25 protein-coding genes are annotated in these 23,120 nt (G+C 67.5%); 12 read left to right on the top strand and 13 right to left on the bottom strand.

Annotation, left to right across the window (positions count from 1 at the left end; genetic code table 11):
• Positions 1-166 precede the first annotated feature (166 nt).
• The 4 genes from lgt (at position 167) to ACRAQ3_RS03035 (ending at position 3,817) form a co-directional block, all read left to right on the top strand.
• On the top strand, positions 167-1,057 hold the full coding sequence (lgt, locus tag ACRAQ3_RS03050) for a prolipoprotein diacylglyceryl transferase (protein ID WP_432255633.1): 891 nt from the start codon (positions 167-169) through the stop codon (positions 1,055-1,057).
• Complete coding sequence (locus tag ACRAQ3_RS03045; protein WP_432255632.1) at positions 1,054-2,115, top strand: class I SAM-dependent methyltransferase; 1,062 nt, start codon at positions 1,054-1,056, stop codon at positions 2,113-2,115. The genes lgt and ACRAQ3_RS03045 overlap by 4 nt, the downstream gene beginning before the upstream one ends.
• The gene (gene pgeF / locus ACRAQ3_RS03040) at positions 2,112-2,879 is read left to right on the top strand and encodes a peptidoglycan editing factor PgeF (RefSeq protein WP_432255631.1); all 768 of its coding nucleotides are present in this window, start codon (positions 2,112-2,114) and stop codon (positions 2,877-2,879) included. Before ACRAQ3_RS03045 ends, pgeF begins: the two co-directional genes overlap by 4 nt.
• A gap of 161 nt (positions 2,880-3,040) precedes the next feature.
• The gene (locus ACRAQ3_RS03035) at positions 3,041-3,817 is read left to right on the top strand and encodes a Hint domain-containing protein (protein ID WP_269397829.1); all 777 of its coding nucleotides are present in this window, start codon (positions 3,041-3,043) and stop codon (positions 3,815-3,817) included.
• A 33-nt stretch (positions 3,818-3,850) separates the two neighbouring features.
• On the opposite strand, the gene ACRAQ3_RS03030 is transcribed toward ACRAQ3_RS03035, so the two are convergent.
• Positions 3,851-4,351 (bottom strand): Lrp/AsnC family transcriptional regulator, encoded by a 501-nt coding sequence (locus ACRAQ3_RS03030; RefSeq protein WP_085897209.1) that lies wholly within the window; start codon positions 4,349-4,351, stop codon positions 3,851-3,853.
• Positions 4,352-4,547: 196 nt separating this feature from the next.
• Here ACRAQ3_RS03030 and trxB point away from each other — a divergent pair, with 196 nt between their 5' ends.
• The 5 genes from trxB to ACRAQ3_RS03005 all read left to right on the top strand — a co-directional run bounded on the left by trxB (position 4,548) and on the right by ACRAQ3_RS03005 (position 9,629).
• The gene (gene trxB, locus ACRAQ3_RS03025) at positions 4,548-5,570 is read left to right on the top strand and encodes a thioredoxin-disulfide reductase (protein WP_432255630.1); all 1,023 of its coding nucleotides are present in this window, start codon (positions 4,548-4,550) and stop codon (positions 5,568-5,570) included.
• On the top strand, positions 5,567-6,070 hold the full coding sequence (locus ACRAQ3_RS03020) for an RES family NAD+ phosphorylase (protein WP_432255629.1): 504 nt from the start codon (positions 5,567-5,569) through the stop codon (positions 6,068-6,070). The genes trxB and ACRAQ3_RS03020 overlap by 4 nt, the downstream gene beginning before the upstream one ends.
• 161 nt (positions 6,071-6,231) lie before the next feature.
• Positions 6,232-7,935 (top strand): bifunctional sulfate adenylyltransferase/adenylylsulfate kinase, encoded by a 1,704-nt coding sequence (locus ACRAQ3_RS03015; RefSeq protein ID WP_085897117.1) that lies wholly within the window; start codon positions 6,232-6,234, stop codon positions 7,933-7,935.
• Positions 7,936-8,100: 165 nt separating this feature from the next.
• Entirely contained in the window at positions 8,101-8,688 is a 588-nt protein-coding gene (locus ACRAQ3_RS03010) for a TetR/AcrR family transcriptional regulator (RefSeq protein ID WP_432255628.1), read from the top strand.
• Positions 8,685-9,629 carry a DMT family transporter gene (locus ACRAQ3_RS03005; RefSeq protein WP_432255627.1) on the top strand — a complete coding sequence of 315 codons (945 nt, stop codon included), beginning with the start codon at positions 8,685-8,687 and terminating at the stop codon, positions 9,627-9,629. Before ACRAQ3_RS03010 ends, ACRAQ3_RS03005 begins: the two co-directional genes overlap by 4 nt.
• 106 nt (positions 9,630-9,735) lie before the next feature.
• On the opposite strand, the gene ACRAQ3_RS03000 is transcribed toward ACRAQ3_RS03005, so the two are convergent.
• Both ACRAQ3_RS03000 and ACRAQ3_RS02995 read right to left on the bottom strand, forming a co-directional pair.
• Positions 9,736-9,972 (bottom strand): DUF1150 family protein, encoded by a 237-nt coding sequence (locus tag ACRAQ3_RS03000; protein WP_085897120.1) that lies wholly within the window; start codon positions 9,970-9,972, stop codon positions 9,736-9,738.
• Positions 9,969-10,388: an Hsp20 family protein gene (locus tag ACRAQ3_RS02995; protein WP_085897121.1), complete on the bottom strand. Its 420-nt coding sequence runs from the start codon at positions 10,386-10,388 to the stop codon at positions 9,969-9,971. The genes ACRAQ3_RS03000 and ACRAQ3_RS02995 overlap by 4 nt, the downstream gene beginning before the upstream one ends.
• 160 nt (positions 10,389-10,548) lie before the next feature.
• On the opposite strand from ACRAQ3_RS02995, the gene ACRAQ3_RS02990 reads away from it, so the two are divergent.
• The 3 genes from ACRAQ3_RS02990 to ACRAQ3_RS02980 all read left to right on the top strand — a co-directional run bounded on the left by ACRAQ3_RS02990 (position 10,549) and on the right by ACRAQ3_RS02980 (position 12,407).
• Positions 10,549-10,767, top strand: coding sequence for a YdcH family protein (locus tag ACRAQ3_RS02990; protein ID WP_085897122.1), 219 nt, complete (start codon positions 10,549-10,551; stop codon positions 10,765-10,767).
• Between the two features lie 64 nt (positions 10,768-10,831).
• The gene (purE, locus tag ACRAQ3_RS02985) at positions 10,832-11,317 is read left to right on the top strand and encodes a 5-(carboxyamino)imidazole ribonucleotide mutase (RefSeq protein ID WP_085897123.1); all 486 of its coding nucleotides are present in this window, start codon (positions 10,832-10,834) and stop codon (positions 11,315-11,317) included.
• Positions 11,310-12,407, top strand: a complete 1,098-nt coding sequence (locus ACRAQ3_RS02980; RefSeq protein WP_432255626.1) for a 5-(carboxyamino)imidazole ribonucleotide synthase — start codon at positions 11,310-11,312, stop codon at positions 12,405-12,407. The genes purE and ACRAQ3_RS02980 overlap by 8 nt, the downstream gene beginning before the upstream one ends.
• Here the strand turns inward: ACRAQ3_RS02980 and ACRAQ3_RS02975 are convergent.
• From ACRAQ3_RS02975 to ACRAQ3_RS02930, 10 genes are all read right to left on the bottom strand, one after another.
• Positions 12,404-13,249, bottom strand: a complete 846-nt coding sequence (locus ACRAQ3_RS02975; protein WP_432255625.1) for an NAD-dependent epimerase/dehydratase family protein — start codon at positions 13,247-13,249, stop codon at positions 12,404-12,406. The genes ACRAQ3_RS02980 and ACRAQ3_RS02975 overlap by 4 nt on opposite strands.
• Positions 13,246-14,082 carry a glycosyltransferase gene (locus ACRAQ3_RS02970; protein WP_432255624.1) on the bottom strand — a complete coding sequence of 279 codons (837 nt, stop codon included), beginning with the start codon at positions 14,080-14,082 and terminating at the stop codon, positions 13,246-13,248. The genes ACRAQ3_RS02975 and ACRAQ3_RS02970 overlap by 4 nt, the downstream gene beginning before the upstream one ends.
• The gene (locus ACRAQ3_RS02965; RefSeq protein WP_085897127.1) at positions 14,079-15,299 is read right to left on the bottom strand and encodes an NAD-dependent epimerase/dehydratase family protein; all 1,221 of its coding nucleotides are present in this window, start codon (positions 15,297-15,299) and stop codon (positions 14,079-14,081) included. Before ACRAQ3_RS02965 ends, ACRAQ3_RS02970 begins: the two co-directional genes overlap by 4 nt.
• A gap of 130 nt (positions 15,300-15,429) precedes the next feature.
• On the bottom strand, positions 15,430-16,488 hold the full coding sequence (locus ACRAQ3_RS02960; RefSeq protein WP_432255623.1) for a branched-chain amino acid ABC transporter permease: 1,059 nt from the start codon (positions 16,486-16,488) through the stop codon (positions 15,430-15,432).
• Complete coding sequence (locus ACRAQ3_RS02955; protein ID WP_432255622.1) at positions 16,485-17,528, bottom strand: branched-chain amino acid ABC transporter permease; 1,044 nt, start codon at positions 17,526-17,528, stop codon at positions 16,485-16,487. The genes ACRAQ3_RS02960 and ACRAQ3_RS02955 overlap by 4 nt, the downstream gene beginning before the upstream one ends.
• The gene (locus ACRAQ3_RS02950) at positions 17,525-18,247 is read right to left on the bottom strand and encodes an ABC transporter ATP-binding protein (RefSeq protein ID WP_432255621.1); all 723 of its coding nucleotides are present in this window, start codon (positions 18,245-18,247) and stop codon (positions 17,525-17,527) included. The genes ACRAQ3_RS02955 and ACRAQ3_RS02950 overlap by 4 nt, the downstream gene beginning before the upstream one ends.
• Positions 18,240-19,004, bottom strand: a complete 765-nt coding sequence (locus ACRAQ3_RS02945; protein ID WP_432255620.1) for an ABC transporter ATP-binding protein — start codon at positions 19,002-19,004, stop codon at positions 18,240-18,242. The genes ACRAQ3_RS02950 and ACRAQ3_RS02945 overlap by 8 nt, the downstream gene beginning before the upstream one ends.
• A gap of 48 nt (positions 19,005-19,052) precedes the next feature.
• Positions 19,053-20,222, bottom strand: a complete 1,170-nt coding sequence (locus tag ACRAQ3_RS02940) for a substrate-binding domain-containing protein (RefSeq protein WP_432255619.1) — start codon at positions 20,220-20,222, stop codon at positions 19,053-19,055.
• 124 nt (positions 20,223-20,346) lie between these two features.
• Positions 20,347-21,168: a TlpA family protein disulfide reductase gene (locus ACRAQ3_RS02935; RefSeq protein WP_432255618.1), complete on the bottom strand. Its 822-nt coding sequence runs from the start codon at positions 21,166-21,168 to the stop codon at positions 20,347-20,349.
• A gap of 54 nt (positions 21,169-21,222) precedes the next feature.
• Positions 21,223-23,016 (bottom strand): glycoside hydrolase family 15 protein, encoded by a 1,794-nt coding sequence (locus ACRAQ3_RS02930; protein ID WP_432255617.1) that lies wholly within the window; start codon positions 23,014-23,016, stop codon positions 21,223-21,225.
• Positions 23,017-23,120 lie beyond the last annotated feature (104 nt).

Below are 23,120 nucleotides of genomic sequence, written 5' to 3'. Positions count from 1 at the left end.
TCCGCTGTTTCGGGCTGGTCCCTATATGGGCGGCGCAAGGGGCGGCGACAAGGCGGCGGCCTCCACGACGACGCCAGCCAGCCCGGTCACGACATGGCGAGACCCCGCCCTCCTGCGCGGGAGCCCGGATTGACAAGTCCCGGCACGCCGCCGCAGGTATCGCACCATGAATGGCATCCCCTTCCCCGAGATCTCGCCCGAGATCTTCTCGATCTCGCTCGGCGGGTTCGACTTCGCGCTGCGCTGGTACGCGCTGGCCTATATCGTCGGCATCATCGCAGGCTGGCGGCTCTCGGTCGCGGCGCTCAAGCGACCCGGCCTGTGGCCCGGCGACCGCCCGGCCATGACGCCGCCCGAGCTCGAGAACCTGTTGAGCTGGATCATCCTCGGCATCATCGGCGGCGGCCGACTGGGCTACGCGCTGATCTACCAGCCGGGCTATTACCTGTCCCATCCGTGGGAGATCCCCTTCCTGTGGCAGGGCGGCATGTCGTTCCATGGCGGCTTTATCGGCGTGATCCTCGCGATCCTGATCTTCGCGCGGCGCCACCGCCTGCTTCTGGGCGGCGTCGCCGACACCATCGCGCTGGCCACTCCGCCCGCGATCCTGCTGGGCCGCCTTGCCAACTTCATCAATGCCGAGCTCTGGGGCCGCCCGACCGATCTGCCATGGGGCGTGATCTTCCCCGGTGCCGCCGCGCAGGACTGCCCTGGTATCGAAGGGCTCTGCGCCCGCCACCCCTCGCAGCTCTACGAGGCGGGGATCGAGGGGCTGTTCCTGCTAGTGCTGTTCACCCTCATGGCGTTCCGCTGGGGCGCGCTGAAGCGGCCCTGGCTGCTCTCGGGGACCTTCTTCCTGGTCTACGGTATCGGCCGCTTTCTGGTGGAGTTCGTACGCCAACCCGATCCGCAATTCGTAAGCCCCGGCAACCCGCTGGGTCTCGCACTGCACATCGATGGCTGGGGCCTGACCATGGGACAGATCCTGTCGCTGCCGATGATCATCGCCGGGATCGCCGTGATCGCCGCCGCGCGCCGCCGAATGGTCCCGGCGTGACGGCGCTGCGCGAGATCCTGCTGCGGCGCATCACCGCCACCGGGCCGATCAGCATCGCCGAATACATGACCGAATGCCTGCTGCACCCCGTCCATGGCTACTACACGACGCGCGATCCGCTGGGTGCGGGAGGCGACTTCACCACTGCACCCGAGATCAGCCAGATGTTCGGCGAACTCCTCGGATTGTGCCTTGCGCAGGCCTGGCTGGACCAAGGTGCGCCGGAGGCCTTCGTGCTGGCCGAACCGGGGCCGGGGCGCGGCACGCTGATGGCCGACATGCTGCGTGCGACTGCCCGCGTGCCGGGCTTCCACGCCGCCGCGCGACTGCACCTCGTGGAGGCCTCCCCGGCGCTGCGGACCGTGCAGGCGCGTGCCCTGCCACAGGCCACGTGGCATGACCGGATCGACCAGATCCCCGACGACCTGCCGCTCTATCTCGTCGCCAACGAGTTCTTCGACGCGCTGCCGATCCGGCAGTTCGTCCGCGACGGCGCGGGCTGGCGCGAACGCGTCGTGGGGCGTGACGGCGACGAGCTCGTCTTTGGCCTCACCGCGCCCGCGCCGCTGGCAGAGCTGGAACACCGCCTTGCGGATACGCGTGACGGCGACATGGTGGAGCAGTCGCCCGCCTTGCCCGCGCTGACCGGCGAAATCGGTGGTCGCATCGCGCGCCGTGGCGGCGCGGCGCTTATCGTCGATTACGGCGGCCGGGGCCGCACCGGCGACAGCTTCCAGGCAGTGCGCGGTCACGAGAAGGTCGATCCGCTGGCAGCACCCGGCGAAGCCGACCTTACTGCGCATGTGGATTTCGAGGCGCTGGGCCATGCCGCCGCCCCCGCCGCCTGTGCCGGGCCGGTACCACAAGGCGTGTTTCTCGAACGGCTTGGCATCACGGCACGGGCGCAAGCGCTGGCGGCAAAGCTCGAAGGTACGGCGCTCGACGCCCATGTCGCCGCGCATCGCCGCTTGACCCACCCCGAAGAAATGGGCGACCTGTTCAAGGTAGCCGCACTTCATCCGTGCAATGCCCCGCCGCCACCCGGAATTGAGACGTGAACGCCGCAACGCCGCTCGACATCATCACCTCGGACAGCCTGGCACCGTTGCGCCATGGCTTCTTCGGACGCGCCGGCGGGGCCTCGTCGGGAGTCTTCGCCGGACTCAATTGCGGCCCCGGCAGTTCCGACCAGCATGAGGCGGTGCTCATCAACCGCGGCAGAGTCGCACAGGCGATGGGAGTCCCGCGCGAGGCGCTGATCGGCGTGCACCAGGTGCATTCGGCCGATGTGGTGACCATCGACACGCCGCCCGCAGCCCCTGCCCGCGCCGATGCGCTGGTCACGGCGACGCCCGGGCTGGCCCTGACCATCCTCACCGCCGATTGCCAGCCGGTACTGTTCGCCGACCCCAAGACCGGGGTGATCGGTGCCGCCCATGCCGGTTGGAAAGGTGCACTTGCGGGCGTGCTGGAAGCCACCGTGGAGGCGATGGTCGCGCTCGGCGCACGGCGCGAAGGCATCCGCGCGGTGATCGGCCCCTCGATCAGCCAGCGCTGCTACGAGGTCGGCCCCGAACTGCTCGATGCGTTTCTCGCCGAAGATCCGCAGGCAGAACGACATTTCGCCCAAGGTGAAGGCGACCGGCTGCTCTTCGACCTGCCCGGCTTCGGGTTGCGACGGCTGCGCGCTGCCGGAATCGCCTCGGCCGAATGGACGCGGCACTGCACCTATTCCGACCCGACCCGCTTTTTCAGCTATCGCCGCGCCACCCATGCCCGCGAAGCCGATTACGGCCGGTTGATCGCCGCGATCCGTCTCTGAAGGGGCGTCGGCACCTCGCACCCGCCAGCCCCCGAAACAATTCGTTTCACAGGCTTGCTTTGACAATCCAGCCGCGGCCGCCCAGTGTCGCGGTGACCCAAACAGCTTCGGGTGTTGTCGGTGGGGGCCGACAACCGATGCGATGACCGAAAGGCGTTCGCATGGCATTGCCCCTGCTCTCTCCCTCTGCTCCGACCCGTGCCGGAACCATCGATCGCGCTGCCCCGCGCGCGCCTGTGACGCATGCGCCGCTGATGCGCCGGATCGAAATCCTCACCCTTTGCCCGCACCATCCCGGCGACATCGCCGAGACGAGCCGCGTGGTACCCGCCACGCCGATTTTCGAGGAGGCGGTGGCCGCCTTCGCCCATGGCGCGCAGGTCCCGACCGAGCGAGGCCTCGTCGCGGTGGAGGATCTTCTGCCGGGCGATCGGGTCAAGACCGTCGATCGCGGCTTTCGCACGCTGCTATGGCGCGGCGCCACGACGTTGGTCGCCAATGTTCCCGGACAACCGCCGGAGATGGGCCGCCTGACCCGAATTTCGGCCGATGCGCTGGGCATCGCCCGGCCGATGCATGATCTCGTACTGGGTCCGATGGCGCATCTGGTGCGCCAGGGCGCGGCGATCGAACGCCTGACCGGCCGACGCGCCGCCGCGATCCCGGCCCGCGACCTGATCGACGGCATGGGCGTGGTCGAACTGACCCCGCCTTCGGCCGTGCGGGTGTTCCATCTGGGCTTTGAACGCCACGAGAGGATTCTCGCCAACGGCGTCGAGATCGAGAGCTATCACCCCGGTCCGGCGCGCCTCGCGCATCTCGAACCCGAGCAGCGCGGCCTGTTCCTCTCCTGCTTTCCGCATCTGGATCGGATCGAGGATTTCGGCCCGCCCGCCCTGCCGCGGCTTCGGCTGGCCGAACTCGACCTCGTGGCTTGAACCCAGCCCCGGAGGTGCGGCCGCCCCCGAAGGTCAGGCCTTGCGGGCGAGCCGGCTCTCGAGCACGTCGAAGGGGACGCCCGGCTCGGCCTTGGCGTTGCGGATCACCAGCGAGGTCTTGACCGAGGCGACGTTGGGCGCGGCCGTCAGCTCGCCGGTCAGGAAGGACTGGAAGCTGCGCAGATCGGGGGCCACGCATTTCAGCACGAAATCCACCTCACCATTGAGCATGTGGCACTCGCGCACGAGCGGCCAGTCGTTGCAGCGCGCCTCGAAGGCCGACAACTCGGCCTCGGACTGGCTCACCAGCCGCACCATGGCGAAGACCGATACGTCGAAGCCCAGCTCGCGCGGGTCGACATCGGCGTGATAGCCCCGGATGTAGCCCTGCTCTTCGAGCGTCCGCACCCGGCGCAGGCAGGGCGGTGCCGAGATGCCGACGCGGCGCGCCAGCTCCACATTGGTCATCCGGCCATCGGCCTGCAGCTCGGCCAGGATCATCCTGTCGATCTCGTCGAGTTTCGCCCCGGGCATCTTCATCTCCGTGAATGTTGCGTCTGACCTAGGGCAGAGCGGTTGCTAGCGCAAGAATATTGCAGGCCCGCGCAACATCGTGACCTGTTGCGTGACGTGGCTGCCGCAGCGAGGCCGCGCCCTCCTAGGGCGGGGTTTGCACCGGCAGGGACAGTGGCTATATGCAGCCGACTTCAGGCTTGCAAGGGGACGTCCCATGACCACGCGCCGCGACACCAGGGTTCTCATCATCGGTTCGGGACCGGCGGGCTATACCGCGGCCGTCTATGCCAGCCGTGCCATGCTCCAGCCGATCCTCGTGCAGGGCCTTGAGCCGGGCGGCCAGCTGACCACCACCACCGATGTCGAGAACTGGCCCGGCGACAATTCCGTGCAGGGCCCCGACCTGATGGTGCGCATGGAAGGCCATGCGCGCGAGATGGGGGCCGAGGTGATCACCGACATCATCACGGATCTCGACCTGTCGAAGCGGCCCTTCGTCGCCAAGGGCGACAGCGGCACCGAATACGTCGCCGAGGCGGTGATCCTCGCCACCGGGGCGCGGGCGAAGTGGCTCGGACTGCCTTCCGAAGAGGCCTTCAAGGGCTTCGGCGTCTCGGCCTGCGCGACCTGCGACGGCTTCTTCTATCGCGGTCAGGAGATCGTGGTGGTCGGTGGCGGCAACACCGCCGTCGAAGAGGCGCTGTTCCTGACCAACTTCGCCTCCAGGGTGACCCTGATCCATCGCCGCGACGAGCTGCGCGCAGAGATGGTGCTGCAAAAGCGCCTGTTCGAGCACCCCAAGGTCGAAACTCTCTGGTTCCACGAGATCGAGGAAGTCGTGGGCGACGACAGCCCCAAGGGCGTGACCGGCGTACGCGCGAAACACGTCAAGACCGGCGAGATCACCGAGATCCCGGCCAAGGGCGTGTTCGTCGCGATCGGCCATGCCCCGGCCTCGGAACTGGTCAAGGATCAGCTCGAGACCCATCACGGCGGCTACGTGAAGGTCGAGCCGGGCACGACCCGCACCTCGATCCCGGGCGTCTTCGCCGCTGGCGACCTGACCGACCACGTCTACCGCCAGGCGGTGACCAGCGCCGGCATGGGCTGCATGGCCGCGCTCGATGCGGAACGGTTTCTCGCCGAGCATGGCGGCACCGCCGAGGTGGCGGGCCACGGGAAGGACGAAACACTTCCCATGGGCTACGGCGCCCCCGAGACGGAAGGCGTGAAGTGAAATCAGGGGCGGGTCATCTCCGCCCCTTTTCGGGCAGGGTCTGGCGCATTTGCGACGACGCGGCCGACCCCCTCGCCCTCGCCGCATCGCCGGAGGGGCGGTTTCACCGCGATGGCCAGCCGGCACTCTATGTCTCTCTGAGCCCTGAGGGTGCCTCCGTGGCCCTTGCCACCTACGCCGCGCCCGGCGATGCCCCACGACGGCTCTGGCCCCTCGATCTCGCCACGACCGATATGGCCGATCTGCGCGACGAGGACGTTCGGACGGCACTCGGCGTCGATTTTGAGGATCTCGTGGCGCGCTGGGCCGATGATCGGGCAGCGGGGCGCCCGGCCCGCAGCTGGCGGGCCTCGGACCGGCTGCGGAGCTTGGGCGCATCGGGTTTTCTCTACCCCTCACGCAAATCGCCCGAACACGGCCATTTGGTGATGTTTTCGACTCACGGGCTTTGTCGCGGCGGGCCGTCATCGCTCTGGCTCGGCCCTTCGCTCCTTTTCTAGGCCGAATTTTCCCCTCTCCTGCCCCGGGCCCGCCCGCGTGTTCCCCAAGCCCTGCGATCGGCGGAAAACGGTCCGTTTTGCGTCATCGCGCCCTTGAATAGAGGCCGATGCGCGGTCTAGGAGCGGCACAGACCCCCCGGCCCCCTGGAGATATTGTTTTGATGGCCTCGAACCTCGCCCCGATCCCCGAGCTGTATGTTTCATACGAGTCCGCCCAGAAGCTGAAGGTCGAGGCCGGAAACCTCGCCTCCCACGACCTGACCCCGCGCCAGATCTGCGATCTCGAGCTGCTGATGAACGGCGGCTTCAACCCCTTGAAGGGCTTCCTCACCGAGGAGGATTACGACAGCGTCGTCGAGACGATGCGCACCAAGGACGGCGCGCTCTGGCCGATGCCGGTGACGCTCGACGTGTCCGAGAAATTCGCCGACACCGTCGAGCTGGGTCAGGACATCGCCCTGCGCGACCAGGAGGGCGTGATCCTCGCCACCATGACGGTCACCGACAAGTGGGTGCCCAACAAGTCGCGCGAGGCCGAGAAGGTCTTCGGCGCCGATGACCTTGCCCACCCGGCGGTGAACTACCTGCACAACCACGCTGGTGCCGTCTATCTCGGCGGCCCGATCACCGGCATCCAGCAGCCGGTGCATTACGACTTCCGTGCCCGTCGCGACACGCCCAACGAACTGCGCGCCTATTTCCGCAAGATGGGCTGGCGCAAGATCGTCGCGTTCCAGACGCGCAACCCGCTGCACCGCGCGCATCAGGAACTGACCTTCCGCGCCGCCAAGGAAGCGCAGGCCAACCTGCTGATCCACCCCGTCGTCGGGATGACCAAGCCGGGCGACGTCGATCACTTCACCCGCGTGCGCTGCTACGAGGCGGTGCTCGACAAGTACCCCTCCTCGACCACCCACCTGTCGCTGCTGAACCTCGCCATGCGCATGGCCGGCCCGCGCGAGGCGTTGTGGCACGCGATCATCCGCAAGAACCACGGCCTGACCCACTTCATCGTCGGCCGTGACCATGCCGGCCCGGGCAAGAACAGCCAGGGCGAGGATTTCTACGGCCCCTACGACGCGCAGGAGCTGGTGCGCCAGCACCAGGAGGAGGTCGGCATCGAGATGGTCGACTTCAAGCACATGGTCTACGTGCAGGAGAAGGCGCAGTACTACCCGATCGACGAGGTCCCCGAGGGCGCGACCGTGCTCAACATCTCGGGCACCGAGCTACGCCGCCGCCTCGCCGAAGGGCTCGAGATCCCCGAGTGGTTCTCCTTCCCCGAGGTGGTCAAGGAGCTGCGCCGCACCAAGCCGCCGCGCGCCAAGCAGGGCTTCACCGTGTTCTTCACCGGGTTCTCCGGCTCCGGCAAATCGACCATCGCCAACGCGCTGATGGTCAAGCTGATGGAGATGGGCGGTCGTCCGGTGACGCTGCTCGACGGCGACATCGTGCGCAAGAACCTCTCCTCCGAGCTCGGCTTCTCCAAGGAGCACCGCGACCTCAACATCCGTCGCATCGGCTATGTCGCCTCCGAGATCACCAAGAACGGTGGCATCGCGATCTGCGCGCCGATCGCGCCCTATGCCGCGACCCGTCGTGCCGTGCGCGAGGATGTCGAGAACTTCGGCGCCTTCATCGAGGTGCATGTCGCCACCTCGATCGAGGAGTGCGAGAAGCGCGATCGCAAGGGCCTCTACAAGCTCGCGCGCGAAGGCAAGATCAAGGAGTTCACCGGCATCTCCGATCCCTATGACGTGCCCGAGAACCCGGAACTGCGCGTCGAGACCGAGGGCACCGACGTCGACAACTGCGCGCATCAGGTGATCCTGAAGCTGGAACAGATGGGCCTGATCGCAGGCTGATGCCCGGCTCGAAGGCCGCGACGCGGCCTTCAGGCGAAGGACATCACGAACAGCCGGCCCTCGGGCCGGCTGTTTTGTTGTGCCCTCCCATGCTTCGCCCAAATGAGTTGACGAGATGACCGCCACTTGAATAGGTAGACCGGTCTACCTACTGCGAGAGCCGACATGACCGAGACAGGCGTTCGTTCCGGAACCGCGCGCGACCGGCTTCTTCGGGCCGCTGCGATCCTGTTCTATGATGAGGGCATCGCTGCGACGGGGATCGACGCGATCACCCGACGGGCCGGCGTGGCGAAGCAGAGCCTCTACAACAACTTCGCCTCGAAGGCCGAACTGGTCGCGGCCTATATCGACCATCGGCACCGGGAGTGGCTCGACCTCTACGCGCGACGAGCAAGGCAGGCCCCTACCCCGGTCGAAAAAATTCTCGCGATCTTCGACGCTTACGGCGACCACGCCGAATGCGCCTATGAGCGTGGCTTTCGGGGCTGCGGCCTGCTGAATGCCGCGGCCGAATTCAGCTCCGAGGACGCCGGTCGCGAAGCCGTTCGTCGGCACAAGGAAGAGGTGGAGGCAATTCTCGTCGCGCAACTTGCCGAGATTCTGCCCGACGACCTTGATCGCGCGCAGACACTCGCTGCGCATCTGGTCTTTCTGCTCGAAGGCGCCATGGTCCGGGCCGGTCTCGAAGGCTCCGCCGAACGGGTCGGGCAGGCCCGTGCGATGGCCCTGCAGATGCTGGACACGCTATGAGCGGGGTGGCACGGGGCCCCGGACATGGCGTTGGGGTGATCTGCTGCATGCTCGCTGCGATCGCCTGGGGCACCACCGGCACCGCCGCCAGCTTTGCGCCGGGCGTGTCCGCGGTGGCGATCGGCGCCGCGGCGATGGGCTTGGGCGGGCTGATGCAGGCGATGGTCGCCTGGCGCGGCATCCATAGGGGCCGAGGCGCGCTTATGCGGCACCGGTGGCTCCTGATCGCCGGGGCGGTCTCCGTCGCGCTCTACCCCCTCGCCTTCTATTCCTCGATGCGGCTCGCGGGCGTCACCATCGGTACGGTGATCTCGATCGGATCGGCGCCGCTCATCTCTGCGCTTATCGAGAACCGGCTGGAGGGAAGCCGACTGACATTCCGCTGGGGGATCGGTGCGCTGATCGGCCTCGCGGGGATGGTGCTTCTGAGCCTCGCCGAAACTGATCATGCTGCGATTGCCCCGAACATTCCGATGGGCGTCGGCCTCGGCGTCGTCGCGGGGGGCACCTATGCCCTCTATTCCTGGACCGCGCGCCGCGTGATGCAGCGTGGCGTCCCCGCCCCGGCGGCGATGGGCGCGACCTTCGGGCTGGGCGGGCTGCTCCTGCTGCCGATTCTCATAGCGACCGGCGCGCCCTTTCTCGAAAGCGCGCGGAATTTCGGGGTTGGCGTCTACATGGCCGTGGTGCCGATGTTCTTGGGCTACATCGCCTTCGGCCAGGGGCTGGCGCGCATCTCCTCAAGCTTCGCCACGACGATCACCCTGCTCGAACCGGTGGTCGCGGCGCTGCTTGCCGTTCTGCTTGTCGGAGAGAGGCTCCCGCCCTCCGGCTGGACCGGCGTGGCGCTGATCGTAGGCTGCCTGTTCTGGATCACGATTCCGGTGCCATCCCGACGCGATGCGCCACGTCCTGCGGCTCCTGTCGTGGACCCGGCCTGACGGTACGGAAAGGCCCGTCGCCGTCACGGGCAACGGGCCTGGAGATCGAAGGGGTGAGAGCCTAGTCCCCAGACTCCAGCCCTTCAAAGCCGGTGGAAGGCGCGGCTCAGTGCAACGTCATCGGCTGCATGTCGTGCTGACGCGCCAGGGTGAAGGCGAGCTTGCGGTCGGCCACGAGGGCAAGCTGCTGGCCGTCGCTGTCATGTACCGCGAAAAGCACCTCGAGCCCCTCGGCCTGCTCCTGCACCTCTTCGGGAAGATCGGCGACGCTGACCGGCTTGACGTAGACGAGCCGGCTTTCGTCATCGGCGGAGAGCTTGTGATGGCGGAACTGGGTGTTCATTTTCCACTCCTCTTGATGCGGATCGTCTGCACGACGCTGTCGGCGGGCTGACGGGAAAGGTCGATATGCAGAAGGCCGTTCTCCATCACCGCCTCGCCCACCTCGACGCCATCCGCGAGCACGAAGCTGCGCTGGAACTGGCGGGCGGCGATGCCGCGATGCAGGAACACGCGCTCCTCGGCGCTGTCGGATTGTCGTCCGCGCACCACGAGCTGGTTGTCTTCCACGGTGATCGACAGATCCGCCTCGGCAAAGCCGGCCACGGCCAGCGTGATCCGGTAGGACCGCTCCGAGGTCTGCTCTATATTATAGGGCGGATATCCATCTCCCGACGCCTTCGCGGTACGTTCGACCAGCCTTTCGAGCTGTTCGAACCCCAGAAGGAAGGGGTGTGTCCCCAATGTCAGCTTCGTCATGCGACACGTCCTTTTGCACAAGCGACCGTCCATCAGCGGCCCCTGCATCGGCAGCCGCTTGGTTTCAATATGGGAGGCGAAAATCCGCCTTGCAAGGTGCGGGGCTAGGCGGGCCGTGGCGCAGCAACTATGATGTGGCAAAGACGTAGGGCAGACGAGCATGAACAAGTCGGCGAAGATGGAAGAGATCGAGGTGCTCCGGGTGGAGCTCGAGGTGCTCAAGCGCGAGCACCGCGATCTCGACGAGGCGATCCACGCGCTTGAGGAGCGTGGCGGGGCCGACATGCTGCGGCTGCGCAGGCTCAAGAAGCAGAAGCTGCAGCTCAAGGACAAGATCGCCCGGATCGAGGACCGGATATTGCCCGATATCATCGCCTGATCCGCTTGCCGTTGCGTCCCGCCCCGGTGTAGTCCGCCTGCATCGGCAACGAGGGGACACGGGCATGGGCGTGAAGGTCGGCATCATCATGGGCAGCCAGTCGGACTGGGCGACGATGCGCGAGGCGGCGGCCATGCTCGACGAGTTGGGCGTGGAGCATGAAACGCGGATCGTGTCGGCGCACCGCACCCCGGATCGGCTGTGGGACTATGGCAAGACGGCGGTGGACCGGGGCCTTCAGGTGATCATCGCCGGGGCCGGGGGCGCCGCGCATCTGCCGGGCATGATGGCCTCCAAGACCCGCGTGCCGGTGATCGGCGTGCCGGTGCAGACCCGCGCGCTGTCGGGCGTCGACTCGCTCTATTCGATCCTGCAGATGCCGCGCGGCTTTCCGGTCGCGACCATGGCGATCGGCGCGGCCGGTGCCGCCAATGCCGGGCTGATGGCGGCGGGCATCCTCGCTTTGCAGGACGCGGCACTGGCGCAGCGGCTCGACGACTGGCGCGCCGCGCTTTCGGCCTCGATCCCGGAGGAGCCCATCGATGACTGAGACGCTCACTCCCGGCACATCCAAGCCGCTCGCCCCCGGCTCGACCATCGGCATTCTCGGCGGCGGCCAGCTCGGCCGGATGCTCGCCCTCGCGGCGGCGCGGCTGGGGCTGAAATGCCATGTCTACGACCCTGCACCGGGCGGTCCCGCGGCCGAGGTCTGCGCGGCCTCGACCACCGCGACTTGGGATGACGAGGCGGCGCTGCGCGCATTCGCCGGGGCCGTCGATGTCGTCACCTACGAGTTCGAGAACGTCCCGGCTGCCTCGCTCGACCTGATCGAATCCCTCGTGCCGATCCGCCCGGGCCGCCGCGCCCTCGCCGTGAGCCAGGACCGCATCGACGAAAAGCAGTTCCTGCAGGATCTCGGCCTGACCACCGCGCCCTTCGCTGCCGTGGACGATGCGACCACGCTCGACGCCGCGCTGTCCGAGATCGGCGCGCCCGCGATCCTCAAGACCCGCCGCTTTGGCTATGACGGCAAGGGACAGGCCCGGATCATGGTCGCGGACGAGGCCGGGACGGCGCTGGCGGAAATGAACGGTGCGCCCGCGATCCTGGAGGGCTTTGTGGAGTTCAGCCACGAGGTCAGTGTCATCGGCGCGCGCGGGATCGACGGCGCGGTGGCCTGCTTCGACCCGGGCGAGAACCGGCACGAAGACGGTATCCTGCGCGAAACCACGGTACCGGCCCGGCTCTCGGCAGCGCAGCGCACCGACGCGGTGCTACTGGCCGCCAGAATCCTGACCGCGCTCGACTATGTCGGCGTGATGGGGGTGGAGCTTTTCGTCACGCCGCGGGGCCTCGTGGTCAATGAGATCGCGCCGCGCGTGCACAACTCGGGCCACTGGACGCAGGATGGCTGCCTGATCGACCAGTTCGAGCAGCACATCCGCGCCGTAGCGGGCTGGCCGCTTGGTGATGGTGCGCGTCATTCCGACGTGGTGATGGAGAACCTGATCGGCGACGACGTCGACCGCATTCCGCAGATCGCGGGCACCCAGTCGGCGATCCATCTCTATGGCAAGGCCGAAGCGCGGCCCGGTCGCAAGATGGGCCATGTCAACCGTCTCACCGGCCCGGTACGCTAGAGCATCTCGCGCAGCGCGGCGTCGAGCCCCTCCATGCCGCGCGGCCGCCAGCCCAGTTCCCGCAACCGGTCGCAGCGCATGGCGCTGACACGCGAAGCGTCGGCCCGCTCGGGCAGCGCCCCACGCTCCCCGGCGATCCGGGCCACCCTCTCCAGCAGGTCGTGCCGGTCGAGCATGATGTCCGACGCATTGAAGCTGCGCGGGGCCAGCGACGCCTCGGGCGCCTCCAGCAGCAGCGCCACCGCCGCCGCCAGATCGTCGCCATGCAGCTCGGTCGCCACGCGTGGCGCAACGGGCTCATTCGCGAGGAAGGCCTCGAACAACCCGCGCCACTTGTGATCCGGCCCCGGCCCGTAGATGCCGGTGGCGCGGAGGCTCGCCGTCGTGAAACCGTGCCCTGCCAGCGCCGAGAGCCCTTGCTCCACCACCCATTTCATCTCGCCATAGAGCGTGTCGGGACGCGGTGGGAGATCCTCGGTCAGCTCCGTACCGGGCGGGTACTCGCCATAGACCGCGCGGCTCGACAGGAAGACGATGCGGCGCAGACCGGCCGCCTGCGCCTCCTCGAAGAGCCGCAGCGACCCGTCGCGGTTCAGCCTCAGGAAACCCTCGGGATCATCTCCCTCGCCGCCGCGATACCGGCCCGGCAAGTGGGAAAATGCGGCATGGACCAGGGCATCGCAGCCGTCGAGCAGCGCGATTTCCCCCAGCTGCCAGCCACGCCATTCCACGCCGTCGGCAGGTCGTCGGCCGAGTGCCACGACCTCGTGGCCTCGCGACGCGAGACCGCGCAGCAAGAAGCGCCCGACCAGCCCCGATGCCCCGGTCAGCGCGATCTTCACGACGGGTTCGGCAGGGCCGCGAGGTCCGGGACCGGCCCATCGCCCGCATAGGCACGCCACAGATCGATCAGGGGCCGCAGACGGTCGGCCTTGGCATGGTCCTGCCATGGCTTCTCGTACTGGAAATGCAGCACCCTGATTTGCTCCCAGTTCCACAGATCGGGCAGGTTGAACCAGACGTATTGCAGGGTGTTGCAGGTCACCGGCAAGCCGTGCCAGTCAGGGAAGAAGTCCTGCAGGAACGTCTGGTCGGTGCGCCGCCAGAAGGCGCCGGGCGCATCGAGCCGCGACAGCATCGCCTCATAGGTCGCGGTGTCGGGCCGGGCGGTGAACACGCCGGAGTTCATCCGGTGAAAATCGCCCAGACCTTCATAGACGTTCGGCGCGGCACAGAACTCGGGATAGTCGAACAGCTTGTCGATCGGTCGCAGCACCAGCGTGTCGGCGTCGAGAAAGACCACCCGGTCGTAATCGGAAAGCTGCCACAACCGCAGCTTCGCGAAATTGTCGAGAGGGGTGTGGAAGGCCGGCTTCTCGCCCTTGGTGAAGGGGGCGGCCCCGTGCAGCGCATCGCGCGCATGCGCCGCGTTGAAGGCCTCGGAGGTCGGCAGCAGTTCGGTCGCGATCAGCCGCGCACCGCGCGCCCGCAGAGGCGCGAGGTCGGCCTCCGTCACGCCGCCGGTATGCAGCACCACGATGTCGGCATCCGTGCCGCTCAGCTTCAGCGAACGGATCAGCGCCCGCGCCCCCAGCGCGAAATCGGCATTGGTGACGAGGGTAACGAAGGCCCGGCGGCTGCGCGCCGGGCCCTCCGGTCTCAGCCCCGCGCTCACGAGGCGGAGCGCAGCGCCCGGCCCTCGGGATCGCGCTCGACGCGCGCGCCGAGGTCGCGGGTCCAGGCCGAGACGGCGGGCACGCGCGAGCGATCGATCCGATGCGCGTATTTCTTCGCCACCTCGACCACCTCGTCCAGAAGCCCCTCCTGCAGGGTGATCGGCTCGAGGCCGAGCTTCAGGAACTGGTCGTTGCGCACCACGAGCTCGTTCTCCTCGGCCTCCTTGCGCGGGTTCGGCAGGTAAGCAACGCGCGCGCCGGTCTTCTTGGCCACCATCTCGGCCAGGTCACGCACGCGATGCGTTTCGGTCATCTGGTTGAAGATGCGCACCCGCTCGCCCGATTTCGGCGCGTCGCCCAGCGCCAGCTCGATGCAGCGCACCGAGTCCTGGATATGGATGAAGGCGCGCGTCTGGCCGCCGGTGCCGTGGACGGTGAGCGGGTGGCCGATCGCGGCCTGGATCAGGAACCGGTTCAGCACCGTGCCGTAATCACCGTCGTAATCGAAGCGGTTGATCAGCTGCTCGTGCCGCCGGGTCTGGTCGGTATGGGTGCCCCAGACGATGCCCTGATGCAGGTCGGTGATCCTGAGGCCGTCGTTCTGGGCGTAGAACTGGAACAGGATCTGATCGAGGCTCTTGGTCATGTGATAGACCGAGCCGGGCTTGGTCGGGTAGAGGATCTCCTGTTTCGCCTTGTCGCCTGCGAGGGTTTCGACCTCGACATCGAGATAGCCTTCGGGGATCGCCGCGCCGACGCTCGAATAGCCGTAGACGCCCATGGTGCCGAGATGCACCAGATGCGCGTCGATCCCGGTCTCGACCAGCGCCGCCAGCAGGTTGTGCGTCGCGTTGGTGTTGTTGTTGACCGTGTAGACCTTGTGGCGGTCGGACTTCATCGAATAGGGCGCGGCGCGCTGCTCGGCGAAATGGATCACCGCGTCGGGCTTTTCTTCGGCCAGCCAGGATTTCAGCCGCTCGTATTCCTTGGCCAGATCGATCAGGTGAAAGCGCAGGCGCCGCCCCGTCAACTCGTGCCAGATGCGGCAGCGCTCCTGAATCGAATCCATCGGCGTCAGCGACTGCACGCCAAGCTCGGTGTCGATCCAGCGACGGCTGAGATTGTCGACGATATGGATCTCATGGCCCTGTTCAGACAGGTGCAGGCAGGTCGGCCAGCCGACGAAACCGTCGCCACCGAGAATCGCGATCTTCATGTAGTGCCCCCCTTGGTTCATGCCCGGAACCTTGCAGGCTCCGGTGACAGGGCGACGACGCCCCGTGCTATCGGTCCGGCATGATGCATGGGGCGCGACGAAACGCCAGCCCGTCCCGGCGATGCTCCGCCTATCGCGCGGCCCGCGCCCTGAGACGCCCGACGATGCCGGTCGGGAAGAAATAGACCGAGAGGATGAACAGCACCCCGAGCCACAAAAGCCAGCGATCCGGGTCGAGGAGCCGCGACAGGATCGGCAGCGCCTCGGTCGCTCCGGCGGCCAGCGCCATGAGGTTCTGCAAGTAGGACTGCGCCAGCACCATCAGCGTCGCCCCGAGCGCCGCACCCCAGATCGTGCCCATGCCGCCGATCACCACCATCAAGAGGATGTCGAGCATGATCTCGAAGCTCAGCGTCGTGCCGGGGCCGACATAGCGCAGCCAGATCGCCCAGAGGCTGCCCGCCAGCGCCGCGAAGCCCGCCGAGAGGCAGGTCGCGGTGACCCGGTAACGCACTACGCGGTAGCCGATTGCCTCGGCCCGAAAATCGTTCTCGCGGATCGCCTGCAGCACCCGACCGAAGGGAGAGTTGACGATCCTCAGCATCACCAGGAACAGCACCAGCGAGATCGCGAAGACGAGGTAGTAGTTCAGGATCTTGCCGGTGATGGTGACGCCCGCGATCTCCAGATCGAGCCGCATCGCGGGACCGAGCGCGCGCGGGATCTGGTAGACCAGCCCGTCCTCGCCCCCGGTGATCGCGCTGAGCTGGCTCGCCAGCACGGTCACCGCCGAGGCCACGGCCAGGGTGATCATGGCGAAGAAGATCGCCCGCACGCGCAGCGAAAACAGCCCGATCACGAGTGCCAGCGCCACCGCCGCGGCGAGCCCTGCCAGCGTGCCCACGCCCAGCGCCGCGAAACCGCGCCCCATATGGGTCGAGGCCAGCGCCATGCCGTAGGCGCCAAGCCCGAAGAACATCGTGTGCGCGAAGCTGACGATGCCGGTATAGCCCAAGAGCAGGTCGTAGCTCGCGGCGAGCACGACGAAGATGCAGATCCGCGCCGCCGTCTCCAGCGCACGGACGCCTGGAAACAGGAACGGCGCGAAGGCCAGTGCCAGCCCGATCGCGATCAGGATCAGCGCGAGAATGGTGGAACGGGGCCCGTCGCCCGAGAACAGTCGGATCATTTCGCCCTCACCACCGACAGCATGCCTTCGGGCCGCCACATCAGGATCGCCGTCATCAGGCCGATATTCGACACCAGCGCCAGCTTGGGCGCGAGGAAGGCGACGTAGTTCTGCAATAGCCCGACCATCAGTGCGCCGATGAAGGCGCCCTCGATCGAGCCCAGACCGCCGATGATCACCACGACGAAAACGAGGATCATCATCTCCTCGCCCATGCCAGCGGTGATCACCTCCTGATACAGCCCCCACATCACCCCGCCCAAGCCCGCCAGCGCCGAGCCCGCGACGAAGGTGCCGACGAAGACCAGCCGCAGCCGGTAGCCCAGCGCTTCGACCATCTCGCCATTCTGCACGCCGGCGCGCACGATCAGGCCGATCTTGGTGCGCCGCAGCACCAGCCGCATGGCAACGAACAGCACCATCCCCACGGCGACGGCGAGCAGCCGGTAGGTCTCGATCGCCGCTCCCGCGAAGAGCGTCACGCCCTTGAGCATCTCGGGGCGCGTCAGGAAGATCTCGTCAGGCCCCCAGACCACGTGGATCATCTGCTCGATCACGATCAGCCCGCCGACGGTGACGAGGATCTGTCGCAGATGCGCACCGTAGACGGGGCGCACCAGCACCCGCTCGAACCCCCAGCCCAGCGCGCCGGTCACGGCCATCGCCGCGATCACGGCCGCCAGTACCGCGGCCATGTTGAGCGCGAGAGAAGCGGCGCCGGTCCAGTCGCCCAAGCCCCCCAGCACCGAGATGCCGACGAAAGCGCCCACTGAGATGAAGGCGCCGTGGCCGAAATTGATCACGTCCATCAGCCCAAAGACCAGCGTCAGCCCGGAGGCCATGACGAAGATCATCATGCCCATGGCCAGGCCCGAGACGGTCAGCGTCAGCCATGTCGGCCATGTGCCGATCAGCGCCAGCCCGACCAGCGCCAGCACCGGCAGCAGCAGGAACGGCGCCGATTTCGCCAGCTTGTCGCGGGGCGACAGCGCCGCGAATGTCGGTCGATGCGCCGGGGCGCCCTCGCTCTGCACGCTCATGCGCCCTCCACGCTCAGCCCGAGAAGCCTCGATTGCAGCTTGGCATCCGTGGCCAGTTCGGCCATCGCGCCGGTCCAGACGATGCGGCCGCCCTCCATCACCGCGGCACGGTCGCCCAAGGCCCGCGCCACCGCAAAATTCTGTTCGACCAGCAGGATCGACGCGCCCTCGCGCTTCAACTCGCGCAGCGCTGCCGCCATGGTCGAGACGATCGCCGGGGCCAGCCCCTTGGTCGGTTCGTCGATCAGGTAGAGCCGACGCTCCTCGGCCATGGCGCGGGCAATGGACAGCATCTGCTTCTGACCGCCCGACAGCGTGCCCGCCGGCGCGCGCCAGAACGTGGCAAGCGGCGGAAAGGCCGCGAAGATCCGGTCGCGACGCTTGGGCGACAGCGGACCGGATGCGGCGGCCAGCGTCATGTTCTCCTCGACCGTCAGGTCCGAGAAGATGCCCATGTCCTCCGGCACGAAGCCGAGGCCCATCCGCGCGATGGCGGGGGTAGGCATCCTCGTGATGTCCTGTCCGTCGAACAGGATCCGCCCCGATTTCGCGCGCCAATGACCGATCACGCTGCGCAGCGTCGTGGTCTTGCCGACGCCGTTTCGCCCCAGAAGCATCGTCACCTCTCCGCGCGGCACCTCGAGATCGACGCCCGAAAGGATGTGGTAGCGGCCGATATCGGTCTCGACCCCCTCGAGCGTCAGGATCGGCTCAGACATCCTCCAGTTCCCGCCCCATATAGGCTTCCTGCACCACCGCCGAGGCCATCACCGCCTCAGGGGAGCCGTCGGCGGCGAGCGCGCCGTTGTGCAGCACGATGATCCGGTCCGCGAGGCTGCGGATCACGTCCATCTTGTGCTCGACCAGAAGGATGGTGCGGTCGGCCCGCGCCTTGAGCCCGGCGATCAGGTCGAGCACCACCGGCGCCTCGTCGAGCGACATGCCGGCCGTGGGTTCGTCGAACATGTAGACCAGCGGATCGAGCGCGATCAGCAGCGCCACCTCCAGCTTGCGCTGATTACCATGGCTCAACTCCGAAACCGGCTGCTCCGCCAGTGCCTCCAGCCGCAGCCGCGCAAGGAGTTCCTCGGCCTCGCGTGTCACCTCGCGATCCGAGCCCGCCAGCCGCAACAGCGAGGATCCGCGACCGCGCCGCGCCTGCACCACCAGCCGCAGGTTCTCCAGCACCGAGAGGCCGGGAAACAGGTTGGTCAGCTGGAACGCGCGCCCGAGCCCGAGACGACAGCGCTCCGACACGTTCATCCGGGTGATGTCACGCCCGGCCAGCCGTACCCGGCCGGCGCTGGCGGCGATCTGACCGGAGATCAGGTTGAAATAGGTGGTCTTGCCGGCACCGTTCGGCCCGACGATGGCGGTAAGTTCGCCCGCCCGAAAGCCGCAGCTCACCGCGTCGACGGCGACATGACCGCCGAAACGCACGGTCAGATCCTTGGTTTCCAGAAGCATCGCGGTCATGGTCTCGCCTTCGGATGGGAGCCGGGCCCCGAGGCCCGGCCCGATACCTCAGTTGCGGATCGGGATTTCCATGTCCTCGATGCCAAGCTCGCGCACGAGCACCGGGACGCCGTAATCCTTTCCGTCCTGCACCTCGGTGCGGAAGTGATACATGGATTGCAGCGCCTGATGATCCTCGGGGCGGAAACGCATCATGCCCTTGGGCGTCTCCCACTCCATGCCTTCCATCGTGGCGATCAGGTCCTCGGTCTCGGTCGAGCCCGCCTTCTCGATCGCCTCGACGATGGCGATGCCCGCTGCCATGCCGCCTGCGGTGAAGAAGTCGGGCGGCGCGTCGAAGCGGGCCATGTGCTCCTCCACCAGCCAGTCATTCACCGGGTTGTCGGGGATCTCGTAGTAGTAATAGGTCGCGCCTTCGAGACCGGGCAGTTCCTTGTAGGCGGTGAGCGCCGCGAGGATGTTGCCGCCGGTGGCGATCTCGATGCCGTGGCGGGACGGATCCATAGCGTTGATCTTGCCCATCGGGTTACCGCCACCGGCCCAGATGATGAACAGCTTCTTCTCGCCTTCGACCCCCTCCATCGCCGCGAAGATCCGCTCGGCGGCGGCGGTGAAGTCGGTGGTGTCGGTCGGCACGTATTCCTCGTGCGCGATGCTGGCGCCGGTATCCTCCAGCGCCTCGCGGAACGCCGCCACGCCATCGCGGCCAAAGGCGTAATCCTGCGCCAGCGTCGCGATGGTGACGCCCTCGCCGCCCAGCGCCACGGCGTTCGAGATCGCGTCCTGGCTGGAGTTGCGACCGGTGCGGAACACGTAGCGGTTCCAGTCCGAGCCGGTGATCGAATCCGCCACCGCCGGCTCGACGATCAGGATCTTCTCGTATTCGGCGGCCACCGGCAGCATGGCGAGCGCCACGCCGGAACTGACCGGTCCCACCGCGATGTCGGCACCGTCATCGCCATAGGCCTCGGCCAGAACGGCGCGGCCGATATCGGGCTTGGACTGGGTGTCCTTCTCGATCACGACAATCTTCTCGCCGTTCACCTCCATGCTGCCCTCGGTCGCGTATTCGAGACCGAGCATCAGCCCCTCATGCGATTGCGCGGCATAGGCCTCGAGCGGGCCGGTCTTGCCGTAGACATGCGCGATGGTGATATCGGCGGATGCGGGCATGGCGCAGCCCAACAGGACGGCCGTGGCCGTGAGCACTCGTGTCATCCCGGGTCTCCTCCCCCTTCGGAACGGGGCCCTCCTCAAGGCCCGTCATGTAGGGGGAGGTTAGGCGCGGCCGTCGTCACCGGTCAAGCGAGACGACGGCCAAGCCACTGCATTGCCCGGAATTTCACCTCTTGCGTGCGGACCTTCGCGCCGATGTCAGTGCCCCGATCAGTGCCGTCGCACCAAGCCCGATCGTTGCGGCAGCAGCAGCCGTGCGCCAATGCGGCGGCAGCGGGCGGTAGAGATCGGCGATGCGCGCCAGCGCCGCGACCGGCGGCGCGGCCTTCCACAGATCCGCCTCGGCGCGCCGGCCCGAGCGCTGCGTGACCTCGCGCATCACGCCGATCCCGGCGGCCATCGGCTTGAGCCGTGCCGTGCTTTCGCGCTTGCGGGGCATCCGCCCCTTGGACACAGCTTCGAGTGCCTCGCCCAGAGCCTCGTCGTCGCCGGCCCAGAGGCCGCGATAGACGATGGTCCCTTCGCGATCGGTGACCCAGACGGCGTTAGGCTTCTCGTCGAGTTGCTTGTGCAGGGTGCCCTGCGTGTCGTCCACCGCGAGGGCCCAGGGCAGGCTGTCACGCTCCTTCAGGATGCGGGCGTTGCGGATCTTGGTGTCCATGTCGTGCGGCTGATCGAAACGCTCGCCCGGATGCGCCTCGCGCACATGCAGCATCACGAAGACGATCTGGCCGCCATAGCGGCGATGCAGACGCTTCAGCGCCGGGTTCGACGCCGCAGTCATCGGACAGGTGTAGGAGCCGGTCACCAGGAGCATCGGCTTGTTGCCGGTGATCGCGTGGCTGCGGATCCGTCCGCCGGTGGCGGCGGGCAGGTCGAAGCCTGGCAGCCGGTCGCCCGGCCCCGGCGTACCGGGTCGAAAGGCCATGTCCTTGTTCAGGGTGCTGGCCTGGACGTGGTCGTAGACGTAATCGCTGGTCGAGGTCATGGGTCGTCTCCCCGTCTGGTGTGTCATCGGTCGCCGAGACAACCCGCGAAAGCCTCAGCCGTTCGATTTCTCCTGCGTCTCTCGTGCACGCGCCTTCAGCGCCCGATTGAGATCGATCACCGCGCCGATCATTCCGGCATGGGCGAAAGCCTGCGGAATGTTGCCCAGCATCTCCCCCGATCGCGGATCGGCCTCTTCCGACAGGAGGCCCAGATCGTTGCCCTGCGCGATCCCCGCCTCGATGATCGCATGCGCCCGGTCCAGATCGCCGCGCATCACCCAGTACTGCGCGACCCAGAAGCCCGCCGCGACGAAGACCCCTTCCTCGGTGCCGTCGGCGCATTCGAGGCGGCGATGATAGAGCAGCCCGTCCGGGCTCCAGTCACGCTCCAGCGCCTCGATGGTGGCGAGCATCTCGGGCGTGTCGGCGGCGCAATAGTCCCAGACCGGGAACAGCGCGGCGGTCACGTCGACCTCGTCCGAGCCCGGATACACGGCATAGGCACCTTCGGATGTCAGGCCATGTCGCGCCACCCAGTCACGGATTTCGCCGGCCGCCCTTCGCCAGCGCGCGGCCTCGGCTTCGCTGCCGTAATCGGCCGCCGATTCCAGCGCGCAGGCGGCGACCACCTTGCCCGAGACATAGGGCTTCGGCGGGGTTTCCTCCCAGATGCCGTGATCGGGCTCGCACCAGTTCCGGCTCAGGAAATCGCAGATGTCCGCGACCACGTCCCAATGCGCGCGGCCTTGCGACGACCCTTCGCGGTAGAGCAGCTTCGCGGCCAGAGCCACGTTGGCATAGGCATCGAGCTGAAGCTGATCGGCGGCACCATTGCCGATCCGCACCGGTCGAGAGCCGCGCCAGCCCTCGAACGGCAATTCGGTCTCGGGCGGCGCGGTCTCGCAGTCGAGATCGGTGAACACCGCCATCGGGTAGTTCTCGGAGGTGCCGCTGCAGCGGCAGATGAACTGCAGATACCGTTCACCCTCACTGTCCTTGCGGCACAGTCGCAAGAGCGCCGAGACGATCATGCCCGCGTCGCGCAGCCAGACATAGCGGTAGTCCCAGTTGCGGCCGCCCCCGGCGATCTCGGGCAGCGAGGTGGTGACCGCGGCTGTGGTGGCACCGCTTTCCTCGTGGGTACACAGCCGGATCGCCCGAAGCGACCGCTGGAGGTCGTCGGCGAATACGCCCTCGTAGTTCACCGCCTCGTCCAAGCCCTCCCAATGGCCGAGCGTATGGCCGCGCCAGTTGTCGAGCGTGGCGCGGTCGGGCCTTGAAATCGGCGCATCCGAGAGGATCATCCAGCCGGCCTCGTCCTTCGGCAGGTCCATCACCACCGTGCCATCCGAGATGCGCAGCGGGTGCGAGCCGTACAGCCGCATGCCCTCGATCATAGCGGCGTCGCCTTTGACGGACAGCGTCGCGGTCCGACGCGCGTAGTCGGGGCGCGGATCGAGCGTGACCCTGACCGGCGCAGGGGCCGAACCGAACTCGCGCACCAGCACGCCGATCGGCGCCTGTGGCCCGGAGGTCATCCAATCGAGCACGACCAGATCGCCCTGGGGGCCTGTGAGATGTGTCTCCAGCATGCCGCTGCCGTCGAGATATCGGCGCGGCCCCGGTGCCGCGCCATCCATGTCGATGCGCCATTCGCCGCCCTCGGGATCGAGCAGCCCCGCGAAGAGGCTTGGCCCGTCAAAACGGCAGGGACAGTACCAGAGGATGCGACCCATCCGGTCGAGCACGGCGGCGGTGCGGCGGTCGCCGATCACGCCGAGATCGCGGATCGGCACGGTGTTGGAGGCCACGATCTCGGGCGACGACTGGCGGCGGGATCGGATCATGCGGCTCTCCTTCGGCGGTCAACCGGGGACGGAACAGCACGGTTCCGCCGCGCGACGGCCGGTCGCGACCCCGCAGCGCCCTGTCGCGCCAAGCTTCAGGAACC

It is taken from the genome of Limimaricola sp. AA108-03, assembly GCF_050847355.1.
Taxonomy (GTDB): Bacteria; Pseudomonadota; Alphaproteobacteria; order Rhodobacterales; family Rhodobacteraceae; genus Limimaricola.
This window is presented reverse-complemented; position numbering and strand designations above follow the sequence as displayed.

Excerpts from the sequence above, each read along its gene's own strand:
- lgt (WP_432255633.1), top strand. The coding sequence starts at position 167 with ATGAATGGCATCCCCTTCCCCGAGATCTCGCCCGAGATCTTCTCGATC.
- ACRAQ3_RS03035 (WP_269397829.1), top strand. The coding sequence starts at position 3,041 with ATGGCATTGCCCCTGCTCTCTCCCTCTGCTCCGACCCGTGCCGGAACC.
- ACRAQ3_RS03030 (WP_085897209.1), bottom strand. The coding sequence starts at position 4,351 with ATGCCCGGGGCGAAACTCGACGAGATCGACAGGATGATCCTGGCCGAG.
- trxB (WP_432255630.1), top strand. The coding sequence starts at position 4,548 with ATGACCACGCGCCGCGACACCAGGGTTCTCATCATCGGTTCGGGACCG.
- ACRAQ3_RS03015 (WP_085897117.1), top strand. The coding sequence starts at position 6,232 with ATGGCCTCGAACCTCGCCCCGATCCCCGAGCTGTATGTTTCATACGAG.
- ACRAQ3_RS03010 (WP_432255628.1), top strand. The coding sequence starts at position 8,101 with ATGACCGAGACAGGCGTTCGTTCCGGAACCGCGCGCGACCGGCTTCTT.
- ACRAQ3_RS03005 (WP_432255627.1), top strand. The coding sequence starts at position 8,685 with ATGAGCGGGGTGGCACGGGGCCCCGGACATGGCGTTGGGGTGATCTGC.
- ACRAQ3_RS03000 (WP_085897120.1), bottom strand. The coding sequence starts at position 9,972 with ATGAACACCCAGTTCCGCCATCACAAGCTCTCCGCCGATGACGAAAGC.
- ACRAQ3_RS02995 (WP_085897121.1), bottom strand. The coding sequence starts at position 10,388 with ATGACGAAGCTGACATTGGGGACACACCCCTTCCTTCTGGGGTTCGAA.
- ACRAQ3_RS02990 (WP_085897122.1), top strand. The coding sequence starts at position 10,549 with ATGAACAAGTCGGCGAAGATGGAAGAGATCGAGGTGCTCCGGGTGGAG.
- purE (WP_085897123.1), top strand. The coding sequence starts at position 10,832 with ATGGGCGTGAAGGTCGGCATCATCATGGGCAGCCAGTCGGACTGGGCG.
- ACRAQ3_RS02980 (WP_432255626.1), top strand. The coding sequence starts at position 11,310 with ATGACTGAGACGCTCACTCCCGGCACATCCAAGCCGCTCGCCCCCGGC.
- ACRAQ3_RS02965 (WP_085897127.1), bottom strand. The coding sequence starts at position 15,299 with ATGAAGATCGCGATTCTCGGTGGCGACGGTTTCGTCGGCTGGCCGACC.
- ACRAQ3_RS02960 (WP_432255623.1), bottom strand. The coding sequence starts at position 16,488 with ATGATCCGACTGTTCTCGGGCGACGGGCCCCGTTCCACCATTCTCGCG.
- ACRAQ3_RS02955 (WP_432255622.1), bottom strand. The coding sequence starts at position 17,528 with ATGAGCGTGCAGAGCGAGGGCGCCCCGGCGCATCGACCGACATTCGCG.
- ACRAQ3_RS02950 (WP_432255621.1), bottom strand. The coding sequence starts at position 18,247 with ATGTCTGAGCCGATCCTGACGCTCGAGGGGGTCGAGACCGATATCGGC.
- ACRAQ3_RS02945 (WP_432255620.1), bottom strand. The coding sequence starts at position 19,004 with ATGACCGCGATGCTTCTGGAAACCAAGGATCTGACCGTGCGTTTCGGC.
- ACRAQ3_RS02940 (WP_432255619.1), bottom strand. The coding sequence starts at position 20,222 with ATGACACGAGTGCTCACGGCCACGGCCGTCCTGTTGGGCTGCGCCATG.
- ACRAQ3_RS02935 (WP_432255618.1), bottom strand. The coding sequence starts at position 21,168 with ATGACCTCGACCAGCGATTACGTCTACGACCACGTCCAGGCCAGCACC.
- ACRAQ3_RS02930 (WP_432255617.1), bottom strand. The coding sequence starts at position 23,016 with ATGATCCGATCCCGCCGCCAGTCGTCGCCCGAGATCGTGGCCTCCAAC.